The sequence below is a fragment of the Paracoccus sediminilitoris genome (assembly GCF_003259195.1).
GTDB lineage: Bacteria > Pseudomonadota > Alphaproteobacteria > Rhodobacterales > Rhodobacteraceae > Paracoccus > Paracoccus sediminilitoris.
Window position 1 is genome coordinate 72,053 of record NZ_QJPK01000011.1, and the last position, 20,704, is coordinate 92,756.

General features: G+C 64.2%; 19 protein-coding genes. 15 read left to right on the forward strand and 4 right to left on the reverse strand.

The features are described from left to right. Positions 1-181: 181 nt before the first annotated feature. The 9 genes from glpD to DKT70_RS11040 all read left to right on the forward strand — a co-directional run bounded on the left by glpD (position 182) and on the right by DKT70_RS11040 (position 10,455). Positions 182-1,777, forward strand: coding sequence for a glycerol-3-phosphate dehydrogenase (gene glpD / locus DKT70_RS11000; RefSeq protein ID WP_111559179.1), 1,596 nt, complete (start codon positions 182-184; stop codon positions 1,775-1,777). A 29-nt stretch (positions 1,778-1,806) separates the two neighbouring features. Beyond that, positions 1,807-2,892: an ABC transporter ATP-binding protein gene (locus tag DKT70_RS11005; protein ID WP_111559180.1), complete on the forward strand. Its 1,086-nt coding sequence runs from the start codon at positions 1,807-1,809 to the stop codon at positions 2,890-2,892. 15 nt (positions 2,893-2,907) lie between these two features. Beyond that, positions 2,908-3,978 carry an ABC transporter ATP-binding protein gene (locus DKT70_RS11010; protein ID WP_111559181.1) on the forward strand — a complete coding sequence of 357 codons (1,071 nt, stop codon included), beginning with the start codon at positions 2,908-2,910 and terminating at the stop codon, positions 3,976-3,978. A gap of 27 nt (positions 3,979-4,005) precedes the next feature. Further along, positions 4,006-4,872: a carbohydrate ABC transporter permease gene (locus DKT70_RS11015; RefSeq protein WP_111559182.1), complete on the forward strand. Its 867-nt coding sequence runs from the start codon at positions 4,006-4,008 to the stop codon at positions 4,870-4,872. Positions 4,873-4,875: 3 nt separating this feature from the next. Further along, the gene (locus DKT70_RS11020) at positions 4,876-5,685 is read left to right on the forward strand and encodes a carbohydrate ABC transporter permease (RefSeq protein ID WP_111559183.1); all 810 of its coding nucleotides are present in this window, start codon (positions 4,876-4,878) and stop codon (positions 5,683-5,685) included. 15 nt (positions 5,686-5,700) lie between these two features. Then, positions 5,701-5,973: a DUF2160 domain-containing protein gene (locus DKT70_RS11025; protein WP_072298019.1), complete on the forward strand. Its 273-nt coding sequence runs from the start codon at positions 5,701-5,703 to the stop codon at positions 5,971-5,973. 77 nt (positions 5,974-6,050) lie between these two features. Further along, positions 6,051-7,754: an ABC transporter substrate-binding protein gene (locus DKT70_RS11030; protein ID WP_111559184.1), complete on the forward strand. Its 1,704-nt coding sequence runs from the start codon at positions 6,051-6,053 to the stop codon at positions 7,752-7,754. A 72-nt stretch (positions 7,755-7,826) separates the two neighbouring features. Then, the gene (gene glpK / locus DKT70_RS11035) at positions 7,827-9,305 is read left to right on the forward strand and encodes a glycerol kinase GlpK (protein WP_111559185.1); all 1,479 of its coding nucleotides are present in this window, start codon (positions 7,827-7,829) and stop codon (positions 9,303-9,305) included. A 73-nt stretch (positions 9,306-9,378) separates the two neighbouring features. Next, positions 9,379-10,455, forward strand: a complete 1,077-nt coding sequence (locus tag DKT70_RS11040) for an FAD-dependent oxidoreductase (protein ID WP_158530005.1) — start codon at positions 9,379-9,381, stop codon at positions 10,453-10,455. On the opposite strand, the gene DKT70_RS11045 is transcribed toward DKT70_RS11040, so the two are convergent. After that, complete coding sequence (locus DKT70_RS11045) at positions 10,452-11,354, reverse strand: endonuclease/exonuclease/phosphatase family protein (RefSeq protein ID WP_233490535.1); 903 nt, start codon at positions 11,352-11,354, stop codon at positions 10,452-10,454. The genes DKT70_RS11040 and DKT70_RS11045 overlap by 4 nt on opposite strands. Before the next feature lie 132 nt (positions 11,355-11,486). Here DKT70_RS11045 and DKT70_RS11050 point away from each other — a divergent pair, with 132 nt between their 5' ends. The 5 genes from DKT70_RS11050 to DKT70_RS11070 all read left to right on the forward strand — a co-directional run bounded on the left by DKT70_RS11050 (position 11,487) and on the right by DKT70_RS11070 (position 16,185). Next, complete coding sequence (locus DKT70_RS11050) at positions 11,487-12,437, forward strand: nucleoside hydrolase (RefSeq protein ID WP_111559187.1); 951 nt, start codon at positions 11,487-11,489, stop codon at positions 12,435-12,437. 155 nt (positions 12,438-12,592) lie between these two features. Further along, positions 12,593-12,844 (forward strand): hypothetical protein, encoded by a 252-nt coding sequence (locus DKT70_RS11055; RefSeq protein WP_111559188.1) that lies wholly within the window; start codon positions 12,593-12,595, stop codon positions 12,842-12,844. Then, complete coding sequence (locus DKT70_RS11060; RefSeq protein WP_111559189.1) at positions 12,844-13,863, forward strand: LysR family transcriptional regulator; 1,020 nt, start codon at positions 12,844-12,846, stop codon at positions 13,861-13,863. Before DKT70_RS11055 ends, DKT70_RS11060 begins: the two co-directional genes overlap by 1 nt. Before the next feature lie 83 nt (positions 13,864-13,946). Then, positions 13,947-14,870, forward strand: a complete 924-nt coding sequence (locus tag DKT70_RS11065; RefSeq protein ID WP_158530011.1) for an NAD(P)/FAD-dependent oxidoreductase — start codon at positions 13,947-13,949, stop codon at positions 14,868-14,870. Then, positions 14,863-16,185: an ABC1 kinase family protein gene (locus tag DKT70_RS11070; RefSeq protein WP_111559191.1), complete on the forward strand. Its 1,323-nt coding sequence runs from the start codon at positions 14,863-14,865 to the stop codon at positions 16,183-16,185. Before DKT70_RS11065 ends, DKT70_RS11070 begins: the two co-directional genes overlap by 8 nt. Here DKT70_RS11070 and DKT70_RS11075 read toward each other — a convergent pair. Then, positions 16,178-16,438: a hypothetical protein gene (locus DKT70_RS11075; protein ID WP_111559192.1), complete on the reverse strand. Its 261-nt coding sequence runs from the start codon at positions 16,436-16,438 to the stop codon at positions 16,178-16,180. The genes DKT70_RS11070 and DKT70_RS11075 overlap by 8 nt on opposite strands. 139 nt (positions 16,439-16,577) lie before the next feature. Between DKT70_RS11075 and DKT70_RS11080 the strand changes: the two genes are divergently transcribed. Then, positions 16,578-17,177, forward strand: coding sequence for a hypothetical protein (locus tag DKT70_RS11080; RefSeq protein WP_111559193.1), 600 nt, complete (start codon positions 16,578-16,580; stop codon positions 17,175-17,177). 3 nt (positions 17,178-17,180) lie between these two features. Here the strand turns inward: DKT70_RS11080 and DKT70_RS11085 are convergent, their stop codons facing one another. Beyond that, entirely contained in the window at positions 17,181-18,356 is a 1,176-nt protein-coding gene (locus DKT70_RS11085; protein ID WP_111559231.1) for a nucleotide sugar dehydrogenase, read from the reverse strand. A 94-nt stretch (positions 18,357-18,450) separates the two neighbouring features. After that, positions 18,451-20,592: a malate synthase G gene (locus DKT70_RS11090; RefSeq protein ID WP_111559232.1), complete on the reverse strand. Its 2,142-nt coding sequence runs from the start codon at positions 20,590-20,592 to the stop codon at positions 18,451-18,453. Positions 20,593-20,704: the final 112 nt, after the last annotated feature.

Sequence of the window (20,704 nt, forward strand, 5' to 3'; positions counted from 1 at the left end):
GGTCACAGGTGATATCGGGCACTGGGTGGACGAATAAACGGCATATGCTGTGACCTAACCAGTGCAAAATATTGAAAAAGTGAACTATTCCTAAATGAAAAGAAACGAAAATTAGGGGCTTTCTTTTTTGTGCGCTTCGGTTCAGAACTTGGGGGACGCAAGACGTGGAAAGGAATGCCCCTTGTCCGACAGCAGCACCCCGGATCTTGTCGATCTGTTCGTGATCGGCGGCGGCATCAACGGCTGTGGCATTGCACGCGATGCGGCCGGGCGCGGTCTGTCTGTGACCTTGGCCGAGATGGGCGATCTGGCGCAGGCGACGTCGTCATCCTCGACCAAGCTGTTCCACGGCGGGCTGCGCTATCTGGAATATTTCGAGTTCCGCCTGGTCCGCGAGGCGCTGATCGAGCGCGAGGTCCTGCTGCAGGCCATGCCCCATATCAGCTGGCCGATGCGCTTCGTGCTGCCCTGGCATCCCGACATGCGCTTCGAATCCGATACGCCGACCTCGAAGCTGCTGGGGATGGTGATGCCCTGGATGAAGGGTCGCCGGCCGTCCTGGCTGATCCGTCTGGGGCTGTTCATGTATGACAACCTGGGCGGTCGCAAGATCCTGCCCGGCACGCGGACCCTGTCGCTGGACGGCACGCCCGAGGGCGCTCCGCTGCAGGACCGCTTTCACCACGCCTATGAATATTCCGATTGCTGGGTCGAGGATTCGCGCCTGGTCGTCCTGAACGCCCGCGACGCCGAGGCGCGCGGCGCCTGGATCATGACGCGGACCAAGGTCGTGTCCGCCGACCGTCATGCCGATCATTGGGTGGTCACCGTCGAGGGTCCCGACGGGCAGCGCCGGACCCATTGCGCCCGGATGCTCATCAATGCGGGCGGGCCTTGGGTCGGCGACATCATCCAAGGCAAGATCCGCCTGAATTCCTCCGAGGGGGTGCGCCTGGTGCGCGGGTCCCATATCGTGACGCGCAAGCTCTATGATCACGACAAATGCTATTTCTTCCAGGGAACGGATGGCCGGATCATCTTTGCCATCCCCTATGAAACCGACTTCACGCTGATCGGCACCACCGATGCCGAACATCACGACCCGTCGGTCAAGCCCGAATGCACCCCTGAGGAGCGCGACTATCTGCTGAACTTCGCCAACCAGTATTTCCGCCGGCAGCTGTCGGCGGATGACGTGGTCTGGTCCTATTCGGGGGTCCGTCCGCTCTATGACGACGGCGCGCAAAGCGCGACGGCGGCCACGCGGGACTATACGCTGAAGGTGGACAGCGACGGCGGCGCGCCGGTGCTGAACGTGTTCGGAGGCAAGATCACCACCTATCGCCGCCTGGCGGAATCGGCGCTGGAAAAGATCGGCGGGCATTTCGACGGATTGTCAGGCCCCTGGACGCGGGGCGTCGCCCTGCCGGGGGGCGATTTTCCGGTGGATGGGGTCGCCGATCTGGTGGCCTCGCTGCGCCGGGCGCATCCGTTCCTGACGGATCGTTGGGCGCTGCGTCTGGTCCGCGCCTATGGCCGCGAGGCGTCCGAGATCCTGAACGGTGCCATCACCGCCGCGGATCTGGGCGTCGATTTCGGCGCGACCCTGACCGAGGCCGAAGTGATCTGGCTGATGGACCGCGAATATGCCACCTGCGCCGCCGACGTGATCTGGCGCCGCAGCAAGCTGGGCCTGCACATGTCCGAGGCGCAGGTCCGGATACTGGATGAATGGATAAGAGCCCGCACGGGCCACATGGTCGCCGCCGCACCATAAGCGACGCGTCCTTGGGAGGGGAACAAGACATGACTTTGGAACTGAAAGGCGTCAGCAAGATCGTCGAGGGGCAGGTGCATATCCACCCCACCGATCTGACGCTGGAACGCGGCACCATGAACGTGCTCTTGGGACCGACGCTATCGGGCAAGACCTCGCTGATGCGCCTGATGGCCGGGCTGGACAAGCCGGCCGCGGGGCGCATCTTCTGGAACGACAAGGATGTCACCGGCATGCGGGTGCAGGATCGCCAGGTGGCGATGGTGTATCAGCAATTCGTCAACTATCCGGCGATGACGGTCTTCGACAACATCGCCTCGCCCCTGCGGCTGATGGGTGTGGACGCGGCCCAGATCGACGTCCGCGTGCGCGAAACCGCCGATATGATGAAACTGACGCCGATGCTGCAGCGCAAGCCGCTGGAACTGTCGGGTGGCCAGCAGCAGCGCTGCGCCCTGGCGCGGGCGCTGGTCAAGAATGCCGGGCTGGTCCTGCTGGACGAACCGCTGGCGAACCTGGACTACAAGCTGCGTGAGGAGTTGCGCGTCGAGATCCCGCGCATCTTCGAGGCCTCGGGTGCGATCTTCGTCTATGCCACGACCGAACCCGAAGAAGCCCTGCTGCTGGGCGGCAACACCGCCACCCTGTGGGAAGGCCGCGTCACGCAATTCGGGCCGACGCCCCATGTCTATCGCCAGCCGTCATCGGCGACGACGGCGCGGGTGTTTTCCGATCCGCCGATGAATTTCGTCGGCATGGACAAGCGCGGCGGCCGTCTTTCCTTTGATGGCGAGCAGGCTGCCGATGCGGGGGTGCTGTCGGGCCTGTCCGACGGGCGATATCAGGCGGGCTTCCGGCCCAACCACCTGCATTTGTCCCAGCCTTCGGATGATGCGCTGCGCTTTGACGCCACGCTGGTCGTGACCGAGCTGACCGGGTCCGAGACCTTTGTCCACCTGCACCACCACGGGCAGCGGTGGGTCGGCCTGATCCATGGCATCCACGACCTGCCCCTGGGCCGGACCCTGCCTGTCTGGCTGGACCCCCGCCATGTCTATGTCTTCGCCGAGGATGGCCGCCTGGTCACCCCCGCCGCCTATGCAACCGCAGCCTGAGGGGGGACCGCGACGATGGCCAAGATCACGCTTGAAAACCTGGCGCATTCCTATCTGCCGAACCCGCAGTCGGAAGACGATTACGCATTGAAACAGCTGGACCATGACTGGGATGACGGGGCGGCCTATGCGCTGCTGGGGTCGTCGGGTTGCGGGAAATCGACGCTGCTGAACATCATTTCGGGGCTGCTGATCCCCAGCCAGGGTCGCATCCTGTTCGACGGTCAGGACGTGACCCGCGCCCCCACGGCGGAACGCAACATTGCGCAGGTCTTTCAGTTTCCGGTCGTCTACGACACCATGACCGTGCGCGACAACTTGGCCTTCCCGCTGCGCAACCGCGGCCGGGACGAGGCCTATGTCGCCGAACGCGTGAACGAGATCGCCCGCATGATCGGCATGGAGCACATGCTGTCGCGCAAGGCCCAGGGCCTGACCGCCGATGCCAAGCAGAAGATCAGCCTGGGGCGCGGCATGGTCCGCAAGGACGTGAACGCGCTGCTGTTCGACGAACCGCTGACGGTGATCGACCCGCACATGAAGTGGGAGCTGCGCACCCAGCTGAAGAAGCTGCACCATGATTTCGGTCACACGATGATTTATGTCACCCATGACCAGACCGAGGCGCTGACCTTCGCCGACAAGGTCGTGGTCATGTATGACGGCCGCGTCGTCCAGATCGGCACCCCCGAGGAACTGTTCGAACGTCCCGAACACACTTTCGTCGGCTATTTCATCGGATCGCCCGGCATGAACCTGCTGCCTGCCAAGATCGACGGCCGGCAGGCGCTGGTGCCGGGCGGCACGACACCCCTGGTGCAGGGCTACGGCCCCGTCTCCGGGAACGTCCAGCTGGGCATCCGCCCCGAACATATCCGCCTGTCGTCGGATCAAGGGCTGCCCGTCACCATCCGCCGGATCGAGGATGTGGGCCGCCACAAGATCATCCGCGCCGATCTGATGGGCCACGAGATCAACATCATCGCCCCCGAGGACCAGCCGATCGGGCCGGACATGACCCGCGCGGTCTTTGATCCGGCGCATGTCAATATCTACGCCGACGACTGGCGCGTCGCGCCCCTCTAGGGGCCGGCAAGGGGAGGGGAAAGAAAAATGGACAAGACAGTCAACAACAAGGCATGGTTCCTGGTCCTGCCGGTGCTGGTTCTGGTCGCCTTCTCGGCGGTGATCCCGCTGATGACGGTGGTCAACTACTCGGTTCAGGACACGTTCGGGAACAACGTCTTCTTCTGGGCCGGGCTGGACTGGTTCAGAGACCTGCTGGCGTCGGACCGGATGTGGAACGCCCTGGGCCGCCAGCTGGCGTTTTCCGCCATCATCATCGCGATCGAGATCCCGCTTGGCATCTTCGTGGCGCTGAACATGCCCAAGCGCGGCTTCTGGGCCAGCGTCGTGCTGGTGCTGATGTCGCTGCCGCTCTTGATCCCGTGGAACGTCGTCGGCACCATCTGGCAGATCTTCGGGCGCGTCGATATCGGCCTGCTGGGCTATACGCTGGATGCTCTTGGCATCGACTACAACTATACCCAGAACACCGTTCATGCCTGGGCCACGGTCATCGTGATGGATGTCTGGCACTGGACGTCGCTGGTGGCACTTCTGGCCTATGCGGGCCTGCAATCGATCCCCGACGCCTATTACCAGGCCGCCAAGATCGACCAGGCCAGCCGCTGGAAGGTCTTCCGCTATATCGAGCTGCCCAAGATGGCGGGCGTCCTGATGATCGCCATCCTGCTGCGCTTCATGGACAGCTTCATGATCTATACCGAGCCCTTCGTCGTCACCGGCGGCGGTCCGGGCAACGCGACGACCTTCCTGTCGATCGACCTGGTCAAGATGGCGCTCGGGCAGTTCGACCTGGGTCCGGCCGCGGCCTTCTCGCTGATGTATTTCCTGGTCATCCTGCTGATATCGTGGGTGTTCTATACCGTGATGACCAATCTGGACAAAAGGGGCTGACCCATGGGCAAGCGCATCAACGGCAGCGCCGTCGTCATGATCCTCTATCTTATGTTCCTGATGCTGCCGATCTATTGGCTGATCAACATGAGCCTGAAGACCAATGCCGAGATCACCGGCACCTTCAGCCTGTGGCCACAGAACCTGACATTCGCCAATTACGCGACCATCCTGACCGACCCCGCCTGGTACATGGGTTACGTGAACAGCCTGATCTATGTGGTGATGAACACGGTGATTTCCGTCGCCGTGGCACTGCCGGCGGCCTATGCTTTCAGCCGCTATCACTTCATGGGCGACAAGCACCTGTTCTTCTGGCTGCTGACCAACCGCATGGCGCCGCCCGCGGTCTTTGCGCTGCCCTTCTTCCAACTCTATTCCTCGGTTGGCCTCTTCGACACCCATATCGCCGTGGCGCTGGCGCATTGCCTGTTCAACGTGCCGCTGGCCGTCTGGATCCTGGAAGGCTTCATGCGCGGCGTCCCAAAGGAAATCGACGAAACCGCCTATATCGACGGCTACAGCTTCGGGCGGTTCTTCGTGAAGATCTTCATGCCGCTGATCTCATCCGGCATCGGCGTGGCCGCCTTCTTCTGCTTCATGTTCAGCTGGGTCGAGCTGCTGCTGTCGCGCACGCTGACCTCGGTGGCCGCCAAGCCTATTGCGGCGACGATGACGCGGACGCAAGGTGCTTCGGGGGTGGATTGGGGCGTGCTGGCCGCGGCCGGCGTGCTGACCATCGTGCCGGGTGCCTTGGTCATCTGGTTCGTCCGAAACTATATTGCCAAGGGCTTTGCCCTGGGCCGCGTGTAAGGGGGGAATTGCATCATGTCCTGGATGGCCTGGACCATGCCGACGGCGCTCTTCTTCGCCACCATCGCGGTGTTGCTGATCGTCTTCACGATCCTTGCGGTCCGATACCCCGAAACGCCGCGCACCGGCGTCCTGGGGATCGAGACGACGCGCGGCGACCGACTGTTCATCACGCTTCTGGGCTCGGCCTTCATCAACCTGGCATGGCTGGGTCTGGTGGGGCTGGCACAGCCTTGGGCGTTGCTGGTCTGCCTGATCTATGCGGCTGCCGTCTTTCGGTGGGTGTGATCGCGCAGGGCCTGCGGGGGTAAGGATCCCGCCGGTCGACGACAAGAAACTGACAATATCCCAGGGAGGGAAAACACATGAACAGAAGATTGCTATCCACCACTGCCGTGCTGATGGCGCTGACCGGACCAGCATTCGCGGATATGGCAGCCGCCACCAAGTTCCTTGACGCCGAGATCGGCGACCAGTCGGTCCTGTCGCGTGAAGATCAGGAAGCCGAGATGCAGTGGTTCATCGATGCGGCAGAGCCCCTGAAGGGCATGTCTATCAACGTGGTTTCGGAAACGATCACTACCCACGAATATGAAAGCCGCGTCCTGGCGCCCGCCTTCACCGCCATCACCGGCATCGAGGTCACCCACGACCTGATCGGCGAGGGCGACGTCGTCGAAAAGCTGCAGACCCAGATGCAGACCGGCGAGAACGTCTATGACATGTATATCAACGATGCCGACCTGATCGGGACGCATTGGCGCTATCAGCAGGCCCGCAACATCACCGACTGGATGGCCGAAGAGGGCAAGGACTTCACCAACCCCGATCTGGATCTGGACGATTTCATCGGTCTGGCATCGGCGACCGGCCCCGACGACAAGCTGTACCAGTTGCCCGTCCAGCAGTTCGCGAACCTCTACTGGTTCCGCCACGATTGGTTCACCGATCCCGACATCATGGCCGAATTCCGCGCCGAATACGGCTACGACCTGGGCGTTCCGGTCAACTGGTCGGCCTATGAGGACATCGCCAAGTTCTTCACCGGCCGCGAGATCGACGGCCAGGAAGTCTTCGGCAACATGGACTACGGCAAGAAGGATCCGTCGCTCGGCTGGCGCTTCACCGATGCGTGGATGTCCATGGCCGGGATGGGCGACAAGGGTGAACCCAACGGCTTCCCGGTCGATGAATGGGGCATCCGCGTCAATGAAAACTATCAGCCCGTGGGATCGTGCATGGCGCGTGGCGGTGCCACGAACAGCCCCGCCGCCGTCTATGCCATCGAGAAATACATCGACTGGCTGAAGAACTACACGCCCCCCGCCGCGGCCGGCATGACCTTCAGCGAGGCCGGTCCCGTCCCCGCGCAGGGCAACATCGCCCAGCAGATGTTCTGGTACACTGCCTTCACCGCCGACATGGTCAAGGAAGGTCTGCCCGTCATGAACGAGGACGGCACGCCGAAATGGCGCATGGCTCCGTCCCCCTATGGCGCCTATTGGGAAGAGGGCATGAAGGTCGGCTATCAGGATGTGGGTGCCGCCACGCTGATGAAATCGACCCCGGTGGATCGTGCGCAGGCTGCATGGCTCTACGCCCAGTTCATCGTGTCCAAGACTGTCGACACCAAGAAAAGCCATGTCGGTCTGACCTTCGTGCGTGACAGCACCGTCCGCCACGAGAGCTTCACCGAACGTGCGCCGCAACTGGGTGGCCTGGTCGAGTTCTATCGCTCGCCCGACCGCACGCGTTGGTCGGATACCGGTCTGAACGTGCCGGATTATCCGCGCCTGGCGCAGCTGTGGTGGCAGAACATCGGCGATGCATCCTCGGGTGCCAAGACCGCGCAGGAAGCTCTGGACGCACTTTGCGAACAGCAGGAATCCGTGCTGGAGCGTCTGGAGCGTTCGGGCGTTCAGGGCGATCTGGGACCGAAGCTGAACGAGCCGCAGGACCCGCAGGTCTGGCTGGATCAGGAAGGCGCCCCCAAGCCCAAGCTGGAGAACGAAAAGCCCGCTCCGGTCACCATCGCCTATGAAGACCTGATCAAGCGCTGGCAGGAATAAGCCCGCGCCATGCGAAACGGGGGGCGCGGGCAGCCGCGCCCCCTTTTGACACGCCTGACAGGATGAATTGCCATGACCCATATCCTTGCCATCGATCAGGGCACGACCTCGTCCCGCGCCATCGTCTTTGACGGCAAGATGGCCATCACCGCCAGCGCGCAAGAGGAATTTCCCCAGCATTTCCCGCAATCGGGTTGGGTGGAACACGACCCCGCCGACCTGTGGGCCAGCGTCGCCGCCACCTGCCGCGCCGCCATCGAGAAGGCGGGCAACCCCACCATCGCCGCCATCGGCATCACCAACCAGCGCGAAACCACGCTGGTCTGGGACCGCCAGACCGGCAAGCCCATCCACAATGCCATCGTCTGGCAGGACCGCCGCACCGCTGATTTCTGCCGCGAGCTTGAGGCCGCCGGCCACGCGCCGATGATCACCGAGCGCACCGGCCTGCTGGTCGATCCCTATTTCTCGGCCACCAAGCTGAAGTGGATATTGGACCATGTCGACGGCGCCCGCGAGCGCGCCGAGGCGGGTGAGCTGCTATTCGGCACCGTCGACAGCTGGCTGATCTGGAACCTGACGGGCGGTCAGGTCCATGCGACCGATGCCACCAACGCCGCCCGCACCATGCTCTATGACATCCACAAGGGCCGCTGGAGCCGCACGATCAGCGATCTGTTCGGCATCCCGCTCAAGATGCTGCCCGACGTGCGCGATTGTTCCGACGATTTCGGCACCACGCGGCCCGATCTGTTCGGGCGTCCCATCCCGATCACTGGCGTCGCGGGCGATCAGCAGGCCGCGACCGTGGGCCAGGCCTGCTTCAAGCCCGGCATGATGAAATCGACCTATGGCACCGGCTGCTTTGCGCTGCTGAATACCGGCGACACGCCCGTTACCTCGACCAAGCGGCTGCTGACGACCATCGCCTATCAGCTGGACGGCAAGCCGACCTATGCGCTGGAGGGGTCGATCTTCATCGCGGGCGCGGTCGTGCAGTGGCTGCGCGACGGGTTGCAGATCATCCGCAATGCCGCAGAGACCCAGCCTTTGGCCGAGAAGGCCGATCCGGGGCAGCAGGTGATCCTGGTCCCGGCCTTCACCGGCCTTGGTGCGCCCTATTGGCAGCCCGATTGCCGCGGCGCCATCTATGGGCTGACCCGCAATTCCGGTCCCGCCGAATTCGCCCGCGCCGCATTGGAGAGCGTCGGTTTTCAGACCCGCGACCTGCTCGAGGCGATGAAGGCCGACTGGCAGGCCAAGGGCGAAACCGCCCTGCGCGTCGATGGCGGGATGAGCGCGTCCGATTGGGCCATGCAGTTCCTGTCCGACATCCTGGGCGCACAGGTCGACCGTCCCCGCGTGACCGAAACCACCGCGCTTGGCGCGGCTTGGCTGGCGGGGCAGAAATGCGGGATCTATCCCGACGCCCAGGGCTTTGCCGATGAATGGCGGCTGGACCGTAGCTTTACACCGCAGATGGACGAACAGGACCGCGAAGCCCGCTATGCGGCCTGGGGCCGGGCGGTCAAGGCGACGATGACGCTCTAGCCTGCTTGTCGCGCTTGCCAAGGGGGGCGTTCGTGCGCAACCCTTGGCATGTGGCGACATGGCAGGACCCAAGATGCAGGATGCACCCCGGATATTGCTGATCGGCGCGGGCCACGCCCATTTGGTCGCCCTTGCCACGATCAGGCGCCAGATGCCCGATGCGCAGGTCACCCTGATCGACCCGTCCCCCTTTGCCGCCTATTCCGCGATGCTGCCGGGGGTCATCGCGGGACATTATAAGGCCGCTGATGCGCGCTTTGACCTGGCCCGGATCGCTGCACGGCACGGGGTTCGCCTGGTCACAGGCAAGGTCGACGGCATCGACCCCTTGCATCGGCAGGCCACGACGACCGCGGGAAGGATGGGTTTCGACATCGCCTCGATCGATATTGGCATCCAGGGCGCGCTGTCTCAGATCCCCGGTTTCGCCGAACATGCCGTGGCGGTCAAACCCCTGTCGGCCTTTGCCGATCGTTGGGCGCGCTTTCTGGACAATCCCGGTCCCGTCGCCATCATCGGCGGCGGCGTGGCCGGGGTCGAGCTGGCCTTGGCCGCGGCCTATCGCATCGGTCCCCATGTCACGCTGATCGAATCCGGGCCGCGAATCCTTGGTGAACTGCCGCCCGCGTCACGCCGCATGCTGCTGGAAACGCTGGCCGACCGGCAGGTGACGGTCCACATCAAATCCCAGGTCGCCTGCATCCTGCCCGAGGATGTGATCCTGACCGACCGCACCCGCATCGCCAGCGACCTGACCATCGCGGCGGCGGGGGGGCGGCCCGCTCCGTGGCTTGCGCGCTGCCTGCCCTGCGATGCCAAGGGCTTCGTCTCCGTCGGACCGGACCTGCAGGTTCAGGGTCACGCGGGCATCTTCGCGGTCGGCGACTGCGCCGTCATCATCGATGCACCACGTCCTAGGGCAGGTGTTCACGCGGTCCGGCAAGGGCCTGTTCTGGCCCAGAACATCCTGGCCCTGCTGTTGGACAAGCCGCTGCTGGCGCACAAGCCGCAGCGACATCACCTGAAGATCGTCTCGCTTGGCGGCAAGTCGGGGCTGGCCCTGTGGCGCGGTCTGCATGTCGCGGGGCCTTGGGTCTGGCGGTGGAAGGACCGGATCGACCGCCGCTTCATGGCGCGCACCGGCCGCTAGGACCCGCAGCGGCCCGCGCCGGGGATGATCTGCGACAGGATCGGATAGTGATCGCTTGGCCATTCCCCCGCGAAACGCTTGCGGATCGCGACGGGTCGCGCCGGCATGGCCGTTCCGCAATCATGCATGACGTGATCGATCGCGCCGAAAAGGTTCAGCCCCCGGTTCAGGTGATAGGTCGCCCCCCGGACAGGCGTCAGGGCCAGCCCGGCCTGTTTCAGGATGTCGACGGTCTGCGACCCGGCCATGGCGTTCAGATCACCTGCCAGCACGACATGTTCGCCCGCCCCGGTCCAGGCCGCGACCCTGTCGCGGACCAGCTGCGCCGAACGCAGGCGGTTCTGCCCGCTGCCATAGTCGAAATGCACATTCACCACCCGCAGATCCCGTCCGCTGCGTCGGTCGTTGAACCGCGCCCACGAGGCAAAGGCCGGATAGGACCCGTTGAAGGTGCGCGAATAGATCACCTCGGGCGTTTCGGAAAAGAAGAACCAGCCCTGGTCCATCAGCTCCAGACGCTTTGGACGATAAAAGATCGGTTGCGTCGACGGAAAGCTGCGCGAGTCGCCGGTCGCGGCGGCGCGATAATCCGGCATGGCATCCAGCAGGGCATCGCGCGCCAGGTTCAGCGCCCCGTCATCGCCGTGGCGAAAGCTTTCCATTTCCTGAAAGGCGATGATGTCCGCACCAAGGCTGGCCAGCGCCTGGATCATGGCAGGCTTGCGGCGGTCCCAATCGGCCACCGACCAGGCGCCGTCGGGCTTGTCCAGCAGGATGTAATGCACGTTGAAGCTGGCCAGCCGCAGATCCTGCGGCCCCGCTTCACCAAGCGCCTGCGCCCCCGATCCGCGCCCGTTCCACAGATGCACGGCCCCGACCGCCAGCACCAGCAGCAGCATGACCAGTCCTGCAATTCGTCCTGCCTTGCGCATTCGCGTCGTCCCGGCCCTGCCATCAGGGCGTGCGGGTGGTTGACCCTGCCGGACAGCAGGTTAAAGCAACCGCTTCTTCATGATAGGCAGGAACGGAACATGGGCAAGCACAAGGTCATCTTTGACACCGATCCCGGCGTGGACGACGCGCTTGCCCTCTGCTACCTGGTGCGGCATCCGCAGGTGCAGCTGGTGGGCGTGACGACGGTGTTTGGCAACGCCCCCGTGGCGGTCACGACGCGAAACGCGCGGTTCCTGTTGCGGTCCTGGGGCGTGACGGTCCCGGTCCATGCGGGTGCCGCCCAATCACTGACCCCCGACATGCCGACCGCGGATTTTCCCGTCCACATTCACGGGCAGAACGGTCTGGGGAATATCGACATTGCCGAACAGCCCGTCGATGAACCCGACAGCGCCGCGCAGTTCATCATCGACCAGGTTCGCGCCGATCCCGGCAATATCCGCATCCTGGCCGTCGGTCGGATGACCAACCTGGCGCGTGCACTGCAGATGGCCCCCGATATTGCCGACCTGGTGGGCGACGTGGTCATCATGGGCGGTGCCTTCCGCGTCCCCGGCGACATCACCCCCGCCGCCGAGGCCAATATCTGGGGCGACCCGCTGGCCGCCGACATGGTCTTCGGGGCCGACTGGCATGTCACGGCGATCCCGCTGGACCTGACCACGCGGACTCTGATCACGCGGCGCGAGTTGCAGGCCATTGCGGCCAGGGGTGGGGAGGGCATGCAGCTGGTGGCGGACCTGTCGCAGGACTATATCGGGTTCTACGGTCAGGCGGGTTATGACGGTATGGTCATCCATGACTGCTGCGCCGCGGTCTTTCTGACCGACCCCGATCTTTTCCGCCTGATCCACGGACAGGTCAGGGTGCTGTGGCAGGGGATCGGTCTTGGCCTGACCATCATGAACCCGCGCGACCGTAAAGGCCCGGATGCCGAATGGGCGGGTCTGCCGCTGCAGGCCTATGGCGCAGATGGCGACACGGACGCGATCCTGTCGCGCATTGCGCAGATCTGCGGCGGCAATTAATACCGCTCAGGTGAACGATGGTGCGCGATTATACCGCCATATCGAACACAGAAGGCGATAATTTGTGACTAATCAATGACGGTCGAGGCTCTTATCTGACAGTCATCGAAACGGCGCAGTCGTTTCCCTGACATTCACATACGGAGACTGAAACCATGAAAACCATCATGATCGCAATGACCGCCCTGACCCTGGCAACCGGCGCAGCAGGTGCCGCAGTCAGCGCCCGCAACGAACGCCCCGACGCCATCAACACCGTCGTCGCCGTCGAAACCATGGACGTCCGTGCAGATTCGGTGATGACCTCGGCCGAACTGGCCCGCGCCAACCTGAACGGCGATGAAATCCTGACCGTCACCGCCTTCCCGACCAGCACGAAAGTTGCAACCGACAACCAGGACCGCTAATGGTTCAGAAGCTGGTCGGTTCCGTCACGGAACCCTCCGACCGTCATGTCCAGTTCGGGCATGGCGGTCTTTCTTTATCTGGCACCGGGCCTGCGGGCGTCTTGGCTGAACGCGACGGGTCCCTGTTGGACATCGGCATGGATATCAAGGTTCTCCGCAGCTTTGCGGCCATCATCGACGAGGGAAGCTTTGCCAATGCCGCGCGCAAGGTCGGCATTTCCAAAAGCATGTGCAGCAAGCTGATCTCTGATCTCGAGGCGGATCTGGGAACGCGGCTGCTGACGCGCACCACGCGGGCGGTCAAGCCGACGGCCATCGGACTCAGCTTTTATGCCGAAATCAGTGACATCCTGGCCCGGCTGGACGCCGCGACCGAGGCCGTGCGCGCGGCTTCGCAGCGCCCATCGGGGCCCCTGAAGCTGGCCAGTCCGGTGCAATACACGCTGAAGGTCTTTCAGCCGCATCTGGTCCGCTTCATGGAGGAACATCCCGACATCCAGCTGGACGTGACGCTGGACGACGGGCGATCGGACATGACGCGCGACGGGTTCGACGCGGTCATCCGGATCGGCAACCTGGAGGACAGTACCCTTCATGCCCGCAAGCTGCATGATGCGCGGATCATGCTGGTCGCTTCGCCCGAGTACATCGCCGCCAAGGGCAGCCCGGACAGTCCCGCCCAGCTGCGCGATCATCAATGCCTGCATTACACCAACCTGCGCGGTCCCAGCACATGGCCCCTGCGCCATGAAAACGAGGTGATCTATCAAAAGATCACCCCGGCCTTTTCGTCGAATAACGGGGAATTGCTGCGGTCGCTGGCCGTGGCCGGCAAGGGCATCGCGCTGGCACCGGAATTTCAGGTCGCCGATGACCTGGCGCAGGGGCGGCTGGTGCCGGTCATGCCCGACTATGCCCTGCCCGGCGTGCCGGTCCATGTGCTCTATTCCAGCCGCAAGCTGGTGACGGCCGCGCTGGCCAGTTTCCTGGATTTTGTGGGTCACCTGAACCTGGACTGACGGGCTGGTGACAAATCGCCGCCTTGCACCGGTCGGCCCGACCTGCCCTGATGGGGCGTGCGGCACAAGGCAGGGGGCCATTCATGACCGATCAGGTGACCATCATCGGCGCGGGCATCACCGGCATTGCCTGTGCAAGGCTGCTGCACCGGGCCGGCCTTTTCGTGCGTGTCTTCGACAAGGGACGGGGCATCGGCGGACGAATGGCCACGCGGCGCGGCCCCCAAGGGATGCAATTCGATCACGGCGCCCAGGATCTGCCGGTGTCCGACCCGCAATTCCTGGCGATGCTGCAGGGGCTTGGCGATGCGGTGGCGCCGTGGGGTGATCGCGGGTGGGTCGGACGCCCCGGCATGTCCGATGTCGTGCGGGCCATGGCCGCCGGTCTGGATGTGACCCAAAGCGCGATGGTTGCCGGGCTGCGTCGCGATGGGGCGGGCTGGCAGATTGCCATCGACGACCGCTGGCAGGATGCGGGCCGGGTGGTTCTGGCCATTCCCGCGCCCCAAGCCCGCGACCTGTTGGGCTGCGATCATCCCTTTGCGGCGGCGCTGGATCAAGTGACCTATGACCCCTGCGTCACGATGATGGCAGGCCTGTCGCCCGATGCGCCCCGGCCCTTTGCCTGGGCCGAGGGATCGGGGGCCGCCGCCTGGATCGCCCATGACGGCGCCAAGCCGGGGCGCCAAGGCCAGCCGCTGGCGACATGGGTCATGCAGGCCGATCCGGAATACAGCGCCCGCCATATCGATCTGGCCTTCGACGATCTGGCGGCGATGATGGCCCCGGTTCTGCTGGACCATCTGGGAGCGGAACCGCGTCATCTGCAGCACAGTGCGGCGCATCGCTGGCTTTATGCCCGTGCCTCCCGCCCGCTTGGAGAGGCTTTCCTGGCCGATATGGATGCGGGTCTGCTGGTCGGCGGCGATTGGGCGCTTGGGCCGACCGCGCGGGACGGATGGTCCAGCGGCACCGCCATGGCGGCCCAGATACTGCGCCATGGATAGGCGCCCGCCCCGGCCCCTTGCCGTCCCCTCGGGTCGGTTGACGCGGCTGATGCGGATCGGGGGGCTGGCCACCGGCATCGGCAGTCGGGCCATCGCGCAGGGCTTGGGTCAGTTGGCGACCGGTCGTCGCCCCGATGCCCGCGAATTGCTGATGACGCCGGCGAATGCCGCCCGTCTTGCCGCGCAGCTGTCGCGGATGCGCGGTGCGGCGATGAAGGTGGGCCAGCTGGTCTCGATGGAGACGGGCCAGTTCCTGCCCCCGCAACTGGCCGTGACCTTGGAAGGATTGCAGGCCGGTTCCGATCATATGCCCGAACGCCAGCTGAGAACCGTGCTGACCCGGGCCTGGGGCGATGATTGGCAAATCCGCTTTTTCCGGTTCGACATGACGCCGACCGCGGCGGCCTCGATCGGACAGGTGCATCGGGCGGTGACGCGGGACGGGCGCACTCTGGCGGTCAAGGTTCAGTATCCGGGCGTCCGGGCCAGCATCGACAGCGACGTAGACAATTTGGGGATGCTGCTGCGCCTGTCAGGATTGCTGCCCCAGGGTCTGGACATCGCGCCCATGCTGACCGAGGCCCGCCAGCAGTTGCATGCCGAAGCTGATTATCTCGCCGAGGCCGCCAACATGACGGCCTATGGCAAGGTGTTGGGTGACCGTCCGGGCATCGTCATGCCGGCACCAGATATGGCTCTGACCTCGGATCAGGTCCTGGCGATGGATTTCATCGACAGCCAGCCGATCGACAGCCTTGTGACCGCCCCCGCCGAGACGCGCGACCGGGTGGGGCAGGACCTGATCGATCTGGCCATGGATGAATTGTTCACGTTCAACCTGATGCAGACTGATCCGAACTTCGCCAATTACCGCTGGCAGGGGGACAGCGGTCGCATCGTGCTGTTGGATTTCGGCGCCCTGCGCGGCTTTTCCACCGATCTGGCACCGAAATACAAGGCGCTGCTCCGGGCGGGACTGGCGAATGACCAAGCGGCTTTGCAAAAGGCTGCCATCAACATCGGCTATCTGGCGCCAAATGCCGGTGACGAACAGCGGGTCGCAGTGCTGCAGATGCTGGACCTGGCCTTCGCGCCATTGCGTCGGGGCGGGATCTTTGATGCCGCGGAAACCCTGATCCCGCAGCAGATCGCCGATATCGCCCTGCGCCTGTCCAAGTCCCCCCGCGCGGCGTATATGCCACCGCCAGAGGTCATGTTCCTGCATCGCAAGCTGGGAGGCATGTTCCTGCTGATGGCGCGCCTTCGGGTGCGGATTGACTTTGAACGGTTGCTGGCAAGGCTGAACGTCAGCTAGATCGTTCGGCCATGCTGTCGCCTGCCAAGGTGGCGATACGGGAGAATTCATCGGCCATGGCCAGCTCCAGCGCGCTTCCCTCTGTGGGGACGGCACCCGGATCTTCTTGTCCGTCCCGCATCACCTCGCGGTTGTCCATCCAGTCCATCATGGCGGTCCGATCGGCCTCGGGCAGGGCGGCGATCAGGCGAGCCAAGATGCGGCGATGGGCCAGCATGCGACCCTCGAATGCGCTTGGGGTGGGTTCGGTCATGGCAATTTCCTTTCGCGGACTGGGGTTGAACCCGCGCCCGTGCCACGAAGTTCCTAAGGTGGAACAACCACGCCATGCGCGTGTTGGGACCCGCAAACCGTGCAAGGGGTCAGGCGGGGGAAATGCCATGTGGGACTAGGTGTCCGAAAACAGCGGGATCGTCCAGGCGGGAATGGCGACCGTCACGGCGATGGTCTGGATGGTCTATCTGCACATCATCGTGTCCGGGCTGCGGCGACAGCGTCGGACCGAAATCTTGGTGCATCTGGGCGGCGCACGCGACCTGTCGGCTCGCATCTTGGTCAGCAATTTGGGGTTCGAGCCGATCTATGTATTGGAAATCATGCTGTCGGTGCGCACGGCGCAGGGCGAACGCATCTCCTCGGTCGCCGACCGGACCGAGATCGCGCGCGAACAGCACAGGACCCCGCGCGAGGCGACCCTGCAGGGGCCGCTGAAATCGGGCGATTCCGTGGATATCGGCAGCGTCACCGACCTTCTGGACCGCGCCCGCCACAACAGTTTCGACAATATCGACATCGAGGACATCACCGAGGTCGAGGTGACGGTCGCTGCGCTGACATCCGCCGACAGCCGCGTCGCCGCCGCCACCCGCCGTTTCCTGTTGAAGCATAACGAGGAAACGATCTGCCTGCTGCCCAGAAACCTGTACGCCAAGCAGATCAGATCGCGCTGGCGCCGCCGCCAGATCGAACAGCAACTGCGCCAGATGCTGTGACGGTCAGTCCGCCCCGAACAGGTCGCGAGTATAGATGCGGTCGCGGACATCATGCAGGTCCTGGGTCACGCGGTTGGCGACGATCAGGTCGGCGCGTGCCTTGAACTGGTCCAGATCCGCGACGACATCGGATCCGAAGAAGCTGTCCTCGGTCATCGCGGGTTCATAGACGATGACTTCCAGCCCCTTGGCCTTCAGCCGCTTCATGATGCCCTGAACGGCGCTTTGGCGGAAATTATCCGAACCGGCCTTCATGACCAGACGATAGATGCCGACGACCTTGGGGTTTCGCGCCAGGATTGCCTCAGAAATGGTGTCCTTGCGGGTGCGGTTTGCGTCGACGACGGCGGCGATCAGGTTCTGCGGCACATCGCGGTAATTGGCCAGCAACTGCTTGCTGTCCTTGGGCAGGCAATAACCGCCATAACCGAAGGACGGGTTGTTGTAATGGGTCCCGATCCGCGGATCGAGGCCCACGCCTTCGATGATCTGGCGGCTGTCCAGGCCTTGAGCCATGGCATAGCTGTCCAATTCGTTGAAATAGGCGACCCGCAGCGCAAGATAGGTGTTGGCGAACAGCTTGATCGCCTCGGCTTCGGTCGATCCGGTCAGCAGGATCGGCACGTCGTCGTCCAGCGCCGCCTCGGCCAGCAGGTCGGCAAAAGCGCGCCCGCGGGGGCTGTCCTCGCCCACCACGATCCGCGACGGGTGCAGGTTGTCATGCAGCGCCAGCCCCTCGCGCAGGAATTCCGGGCTGAAGATGACCTGGTCTGTTCCCATCTTGTCGCGCACCTGGCGGGTGAAACCCACGGGAACCGTCGATTTCACCACGATCAGCGCCTGCGGGGCCAACCGGATCACGTCTGCGATGACCGCTTCGACGCTGGAGGTGTCGAAATAATTCGTCACCGGATCGTAATTCGTGGGCGTGGCGACGATCACCACGTCGGCGTCGCGATAGGCCTCGGCGGGGTCGGTCGTCGCCGTCAGGTCCAGCTTGCGATGGGCCAGATGATCCGAGATGTCGTCGTCGACGATGGGACATTTCCGCCCGTTCAGCATCGCGACGCGGCTTTCATCCACATCCAGCGCGCGGACGCTGTTTCGTTCGGCCAGCAGGACGGCGTTCGACAGACCGACATAGCCGATCCCGGCCACCGCAATTCGTTTTCCCGCCATATGCCGTTCCAAGCCCCGCTGATATTTGCCGAACCAGCTTAGCAGGTGGCGCGGGCGCCGCAATGGCGCCCGCATTCACCTTTCGGAGGAGAGATCAGGCAGCCCGCTTGGCCTTGGCCCGCCATGCGTGCAGAGCCGGTTCGGTATAGCCCGAGGGCTGGTCCGCGCCGGTCAGGATCAACTCCCGGGCCGCGTTGAAGGCGGGCCCGTCGAAATCCGGTGCCATCGGGCGATAGGCGGGATCGCCTGCGTTCTGGTCATCGACCTTGGCGGCCATGCGGCGCAGGGCTTCCTCGACCTGATCCCGCGTGATCAGCCCGTGTTCCAGCCAATTGGCCAGGTATTGCGCGCTGATCCGGCAGGTGGCGCGGTCTTCCATCAGCTGCACGTCGTCGATGTCGGGCACCTTGGAACAGCCGATGCCCTGGTCGACCCACCGCACGACATAACCCAGGATCCCTTGCGCGCTGTTGTCCAGTTCGCGCATTACCTGGTCCTGCTGGATCGGGCCATCGGCCAGCGCCGGCGTCAGCAGCAGGTCTAGGCCTGGCAGGGGCTCGTCCTTCAGGTCTTCCTGACGCGCGGCGACATCGACCTGATGATAGTGCAGCGCATGCAGGACGGCTGCGGTGGGGCTGGGCACCCATGCCGTCGTGGCGCCCGATTTCGGGTGGCCGATCTTGACCTCCAGCATCTCGGCCATGGCGTCGGGCTTGGCCCACATGCCCTTACCGATCTGTCCCCGCCCCTTCATGCCCGCGGCCAACCCGATCAGCACGTTGCGATCCTCGTAGGCCTTCAGCCAGGTCGAGGTCTTCATGCCGTCGCGCCCGACGAAGGGGCCCGCCTGCATCGAGGTGTGTATTTCATCGCCCGTGCGGTCCAGGAAGCCGGTGTTGATAAAGACGATGCGGTTGCGAATCGCATGGATGCAGGCGGCCAGGTTCGCACTGGTGCGGCGTTCCTCATCCATCAGGCCCAGCTTGACGGTGTTGGGCGCAAGCCTCAGAACCTTTTCGACATGGGTAAAGACTTCATCGGCGAATGCCGCTTCGTCGGGGCCGTGCATCTTGGGTTTCACGACATAGATCGCGCCCGCCCGGCTGTTGCCCAGACCTTCGGTCCGTTTCAGATCGTGGATGGCGCAGGCGGTGGTGACCATCGCATCCATCAGGCCCTCGGGGGTCGGCTGACCGTCGATCCGCACGGCATCGGTGGTCATCAGGTGACCCACATTGCGCACCAGCAGCAACGCGCGACCGGGCAGGGTCAGCGTGCTGCCGTCGGGGCGGGTGATCTGGCGGTCATCGGCCAGGCGGCGGGTCATGGTCTTGCCGCCCTTCTCGAAGCTCTCGGTCAGGTCGCCCTTCATCAGGCCCAGCCAATTGCCATAGACGGCCACCTTGTCGGCGGCATCGACAGCGGCGACGCTGTCCTCGCAATCCTGGATGGCGGTCAGGGCCGCCTCGATCACGATGTCGCGCAACCCGCTGGCGGATGCCGCGCCGATGGGGTGGTCGGGGTTCAGAACCAGTTCGACATGCAGCCCGTGGTGACGCAAAACCAGCGCCGTATCCGCGCCGTCCGTGCGGGTGCCGACGAAGGCCGCCGGATCGGCCAGGGCCACGTCCTGACCGTCGACCGTCGCGCGCAGACCTGCCGCGTCGGCGGCATAGGCCGTCACATCGGCATGGCTGCCTTGGGTCAGCGGAAAGCTGTCGTCCAGGAATTGCGCCGCCCTTGCCACCACCGCATCACGGCGCGCCGTGTCGAACCCGCCCGAAGGCACCGGCCCCATCACGTCCGATCCGTATAGCGCATCGTAAAGCGATCCCCACCGCGCATTCGCCGCGTTCAGGGCAAAGCGGGCATTGCTGACCGGCACGACCAGTTGCGGACCGGCCAAGGTCGCGATCTCGGGGTCGACACTGCCGTTTTCGACGCTGAAAGGCGCAGGTTCCGGCACCAGATAGCCGATTTGGGTCAGGAATGCGCGATAGGCCGCAGGGTCCATATCGGGATTGGCACGGTGCCAGTCGTCGATCTGCCCCTGCAGCGCGGCGCGCTGATCCAGCAGCGCCCGGTTCCGTCCGGCGAATTCCGACAGCAGATCGGCATAGCCCTTCCAGAAATCATCCGGCTGCACGTCGGTGCCCGGCAGCACCTGCGTGTCGATGAAATCCGCAAGCCGGCCGTCGATCTGAAGGCCGTGGCGATGGGTGGTGCTGTCGGTCATGCTGTTCCTCCGGATTGCGGTGGAATCGGGTGCCACCGCCTGATGCGTCAGCTTGGCATACGACAGCGCGGGCGCTTTGCCAAGTATTTTGAAAAATCCTTCCATTAAATTG

Excerpts from the sequence above, each read along its gene's own strand:
- DKT70_RS11005 (WP_111559180.1), top strand. The coding sequence starts at position 1,807 with ATGACTTTGGAACTGAAAGGCGTCAGCAAGATCGTCGAGGGGCAGGTG.
- DKT70_RS11010 (WP_111559181.1), top strand. The coding sequence starts at position 2,908 with ATGGCCAAGATCACGCTTGAAAACCTGGCGCATTCCTATCTGCCGAAC.
- DKT70_RS11015 (WP_111559182.1), top strand. The coding sequence starts at position 4,006 with ATGGACAAGACAGTCAACAACAAGGCATGGTTCCTGGTCCTGCCGGTG.
- DKT70_RS11020 (WP_111559183.1), top strand. The coding sequence starts at position 4,876 with ATGGGCAAGCGCATCAACGGCAGCGCCGTCGTCATGATCCTCTATCTT.
- DKT70_RS11025 (WP_072298019.1), top strand. The coding sequence starts at position 5,701 with ATGTCCTGGATGGCCTGGACCATGCCGACGGCGCTCTTCTTCGCCACC.
- DKT70_RS11030 (WP_111559184.1), top strand. The coding sequence starts at position 6,051 with ATGAACAGAAGATTGCTATCCACCACTGCCGTGCTGATGGCGCTGACC.
- glpK (WP_111559185.1), top strand. The coding sequence starts at position 7,827 with ATGACCCATATCCTTGCCATCGATCAGGGCACGACCTCGTCCCGCGCC.
- DKT70_RS11040 (WP_158530005.1), top strand. The coding sequence starts at position 9,379 with ATGCAGGATGCACCCCGGATATTGCTGATCGGCGCGGGCCACGCCCAT.
- DKT70_RS11045 (WP_233490535.1), bottom strand. The coding sequence starts at position 11,354 with ATGCTGCTGCTGGTGCTGGCGGTCGGGGCCGTGCATCTGTGGAACGGG.
- DKT70_RS11050 (WP_111559187.1), top strand. The coding sequence starts at position 11,487 with ATGGGCAAGCACAAGGTCATCTTTGACACCGATCCCGGCGTGGACGAC.
- DKT70_RS11055 (WP_111559188.1), top strand. The coding sequence starts at position 12,593 with ATGAAAACCATCATGATCGCAATGACCGCCCTGACCCTGGCAACCGGC.
- DKT70_RS11060 (WP_111559189.1), top strand. The coding sequence starts at position 12,844 with ATGGTTCAGAAGCTGGTCGGTTCCGTCACGGAACCCTCCGACCGTCAT.
- DKT70_RS11065 (WP_158530011.1), top strand. The coding sequence starts at position 13,947 with ATGACCGATCAGGTGACCATCATCGGCGCGGGCATCACCGGCATTGCC.
- DKT70_RS11070 (WP_111559191.1), top strand. The coding sequence starts at position 14,863 with ATGGATAGGCGCCCGCCCCGGCCCCTTGCCGTCCCCTCGGGTCGGTTG.
- DKT70_RS11075 (WP_111559192.1), bottom strand. The coding sequence starts at position 16,438 with ATGACCGAACCCACCCCAAGCGCATTCGAGGGTCGCATGCTGGCCCAT.
- DKT70_RS11085 (WP_111559231.1), bottom strand. The coding sequence starts at position 18,356 with ATGGCGGGAAAACGAATTGCGGTGGCCGGGATCGGCTATGTCGGTCTG.
- DKT70_RS11090 (WP_111559232.1), bottom strand. The coding sequence starts at position 20,592 with ATGACCGACAGCACCACCCATCGCCACGGCCTTCAGATCGACGGCCGG.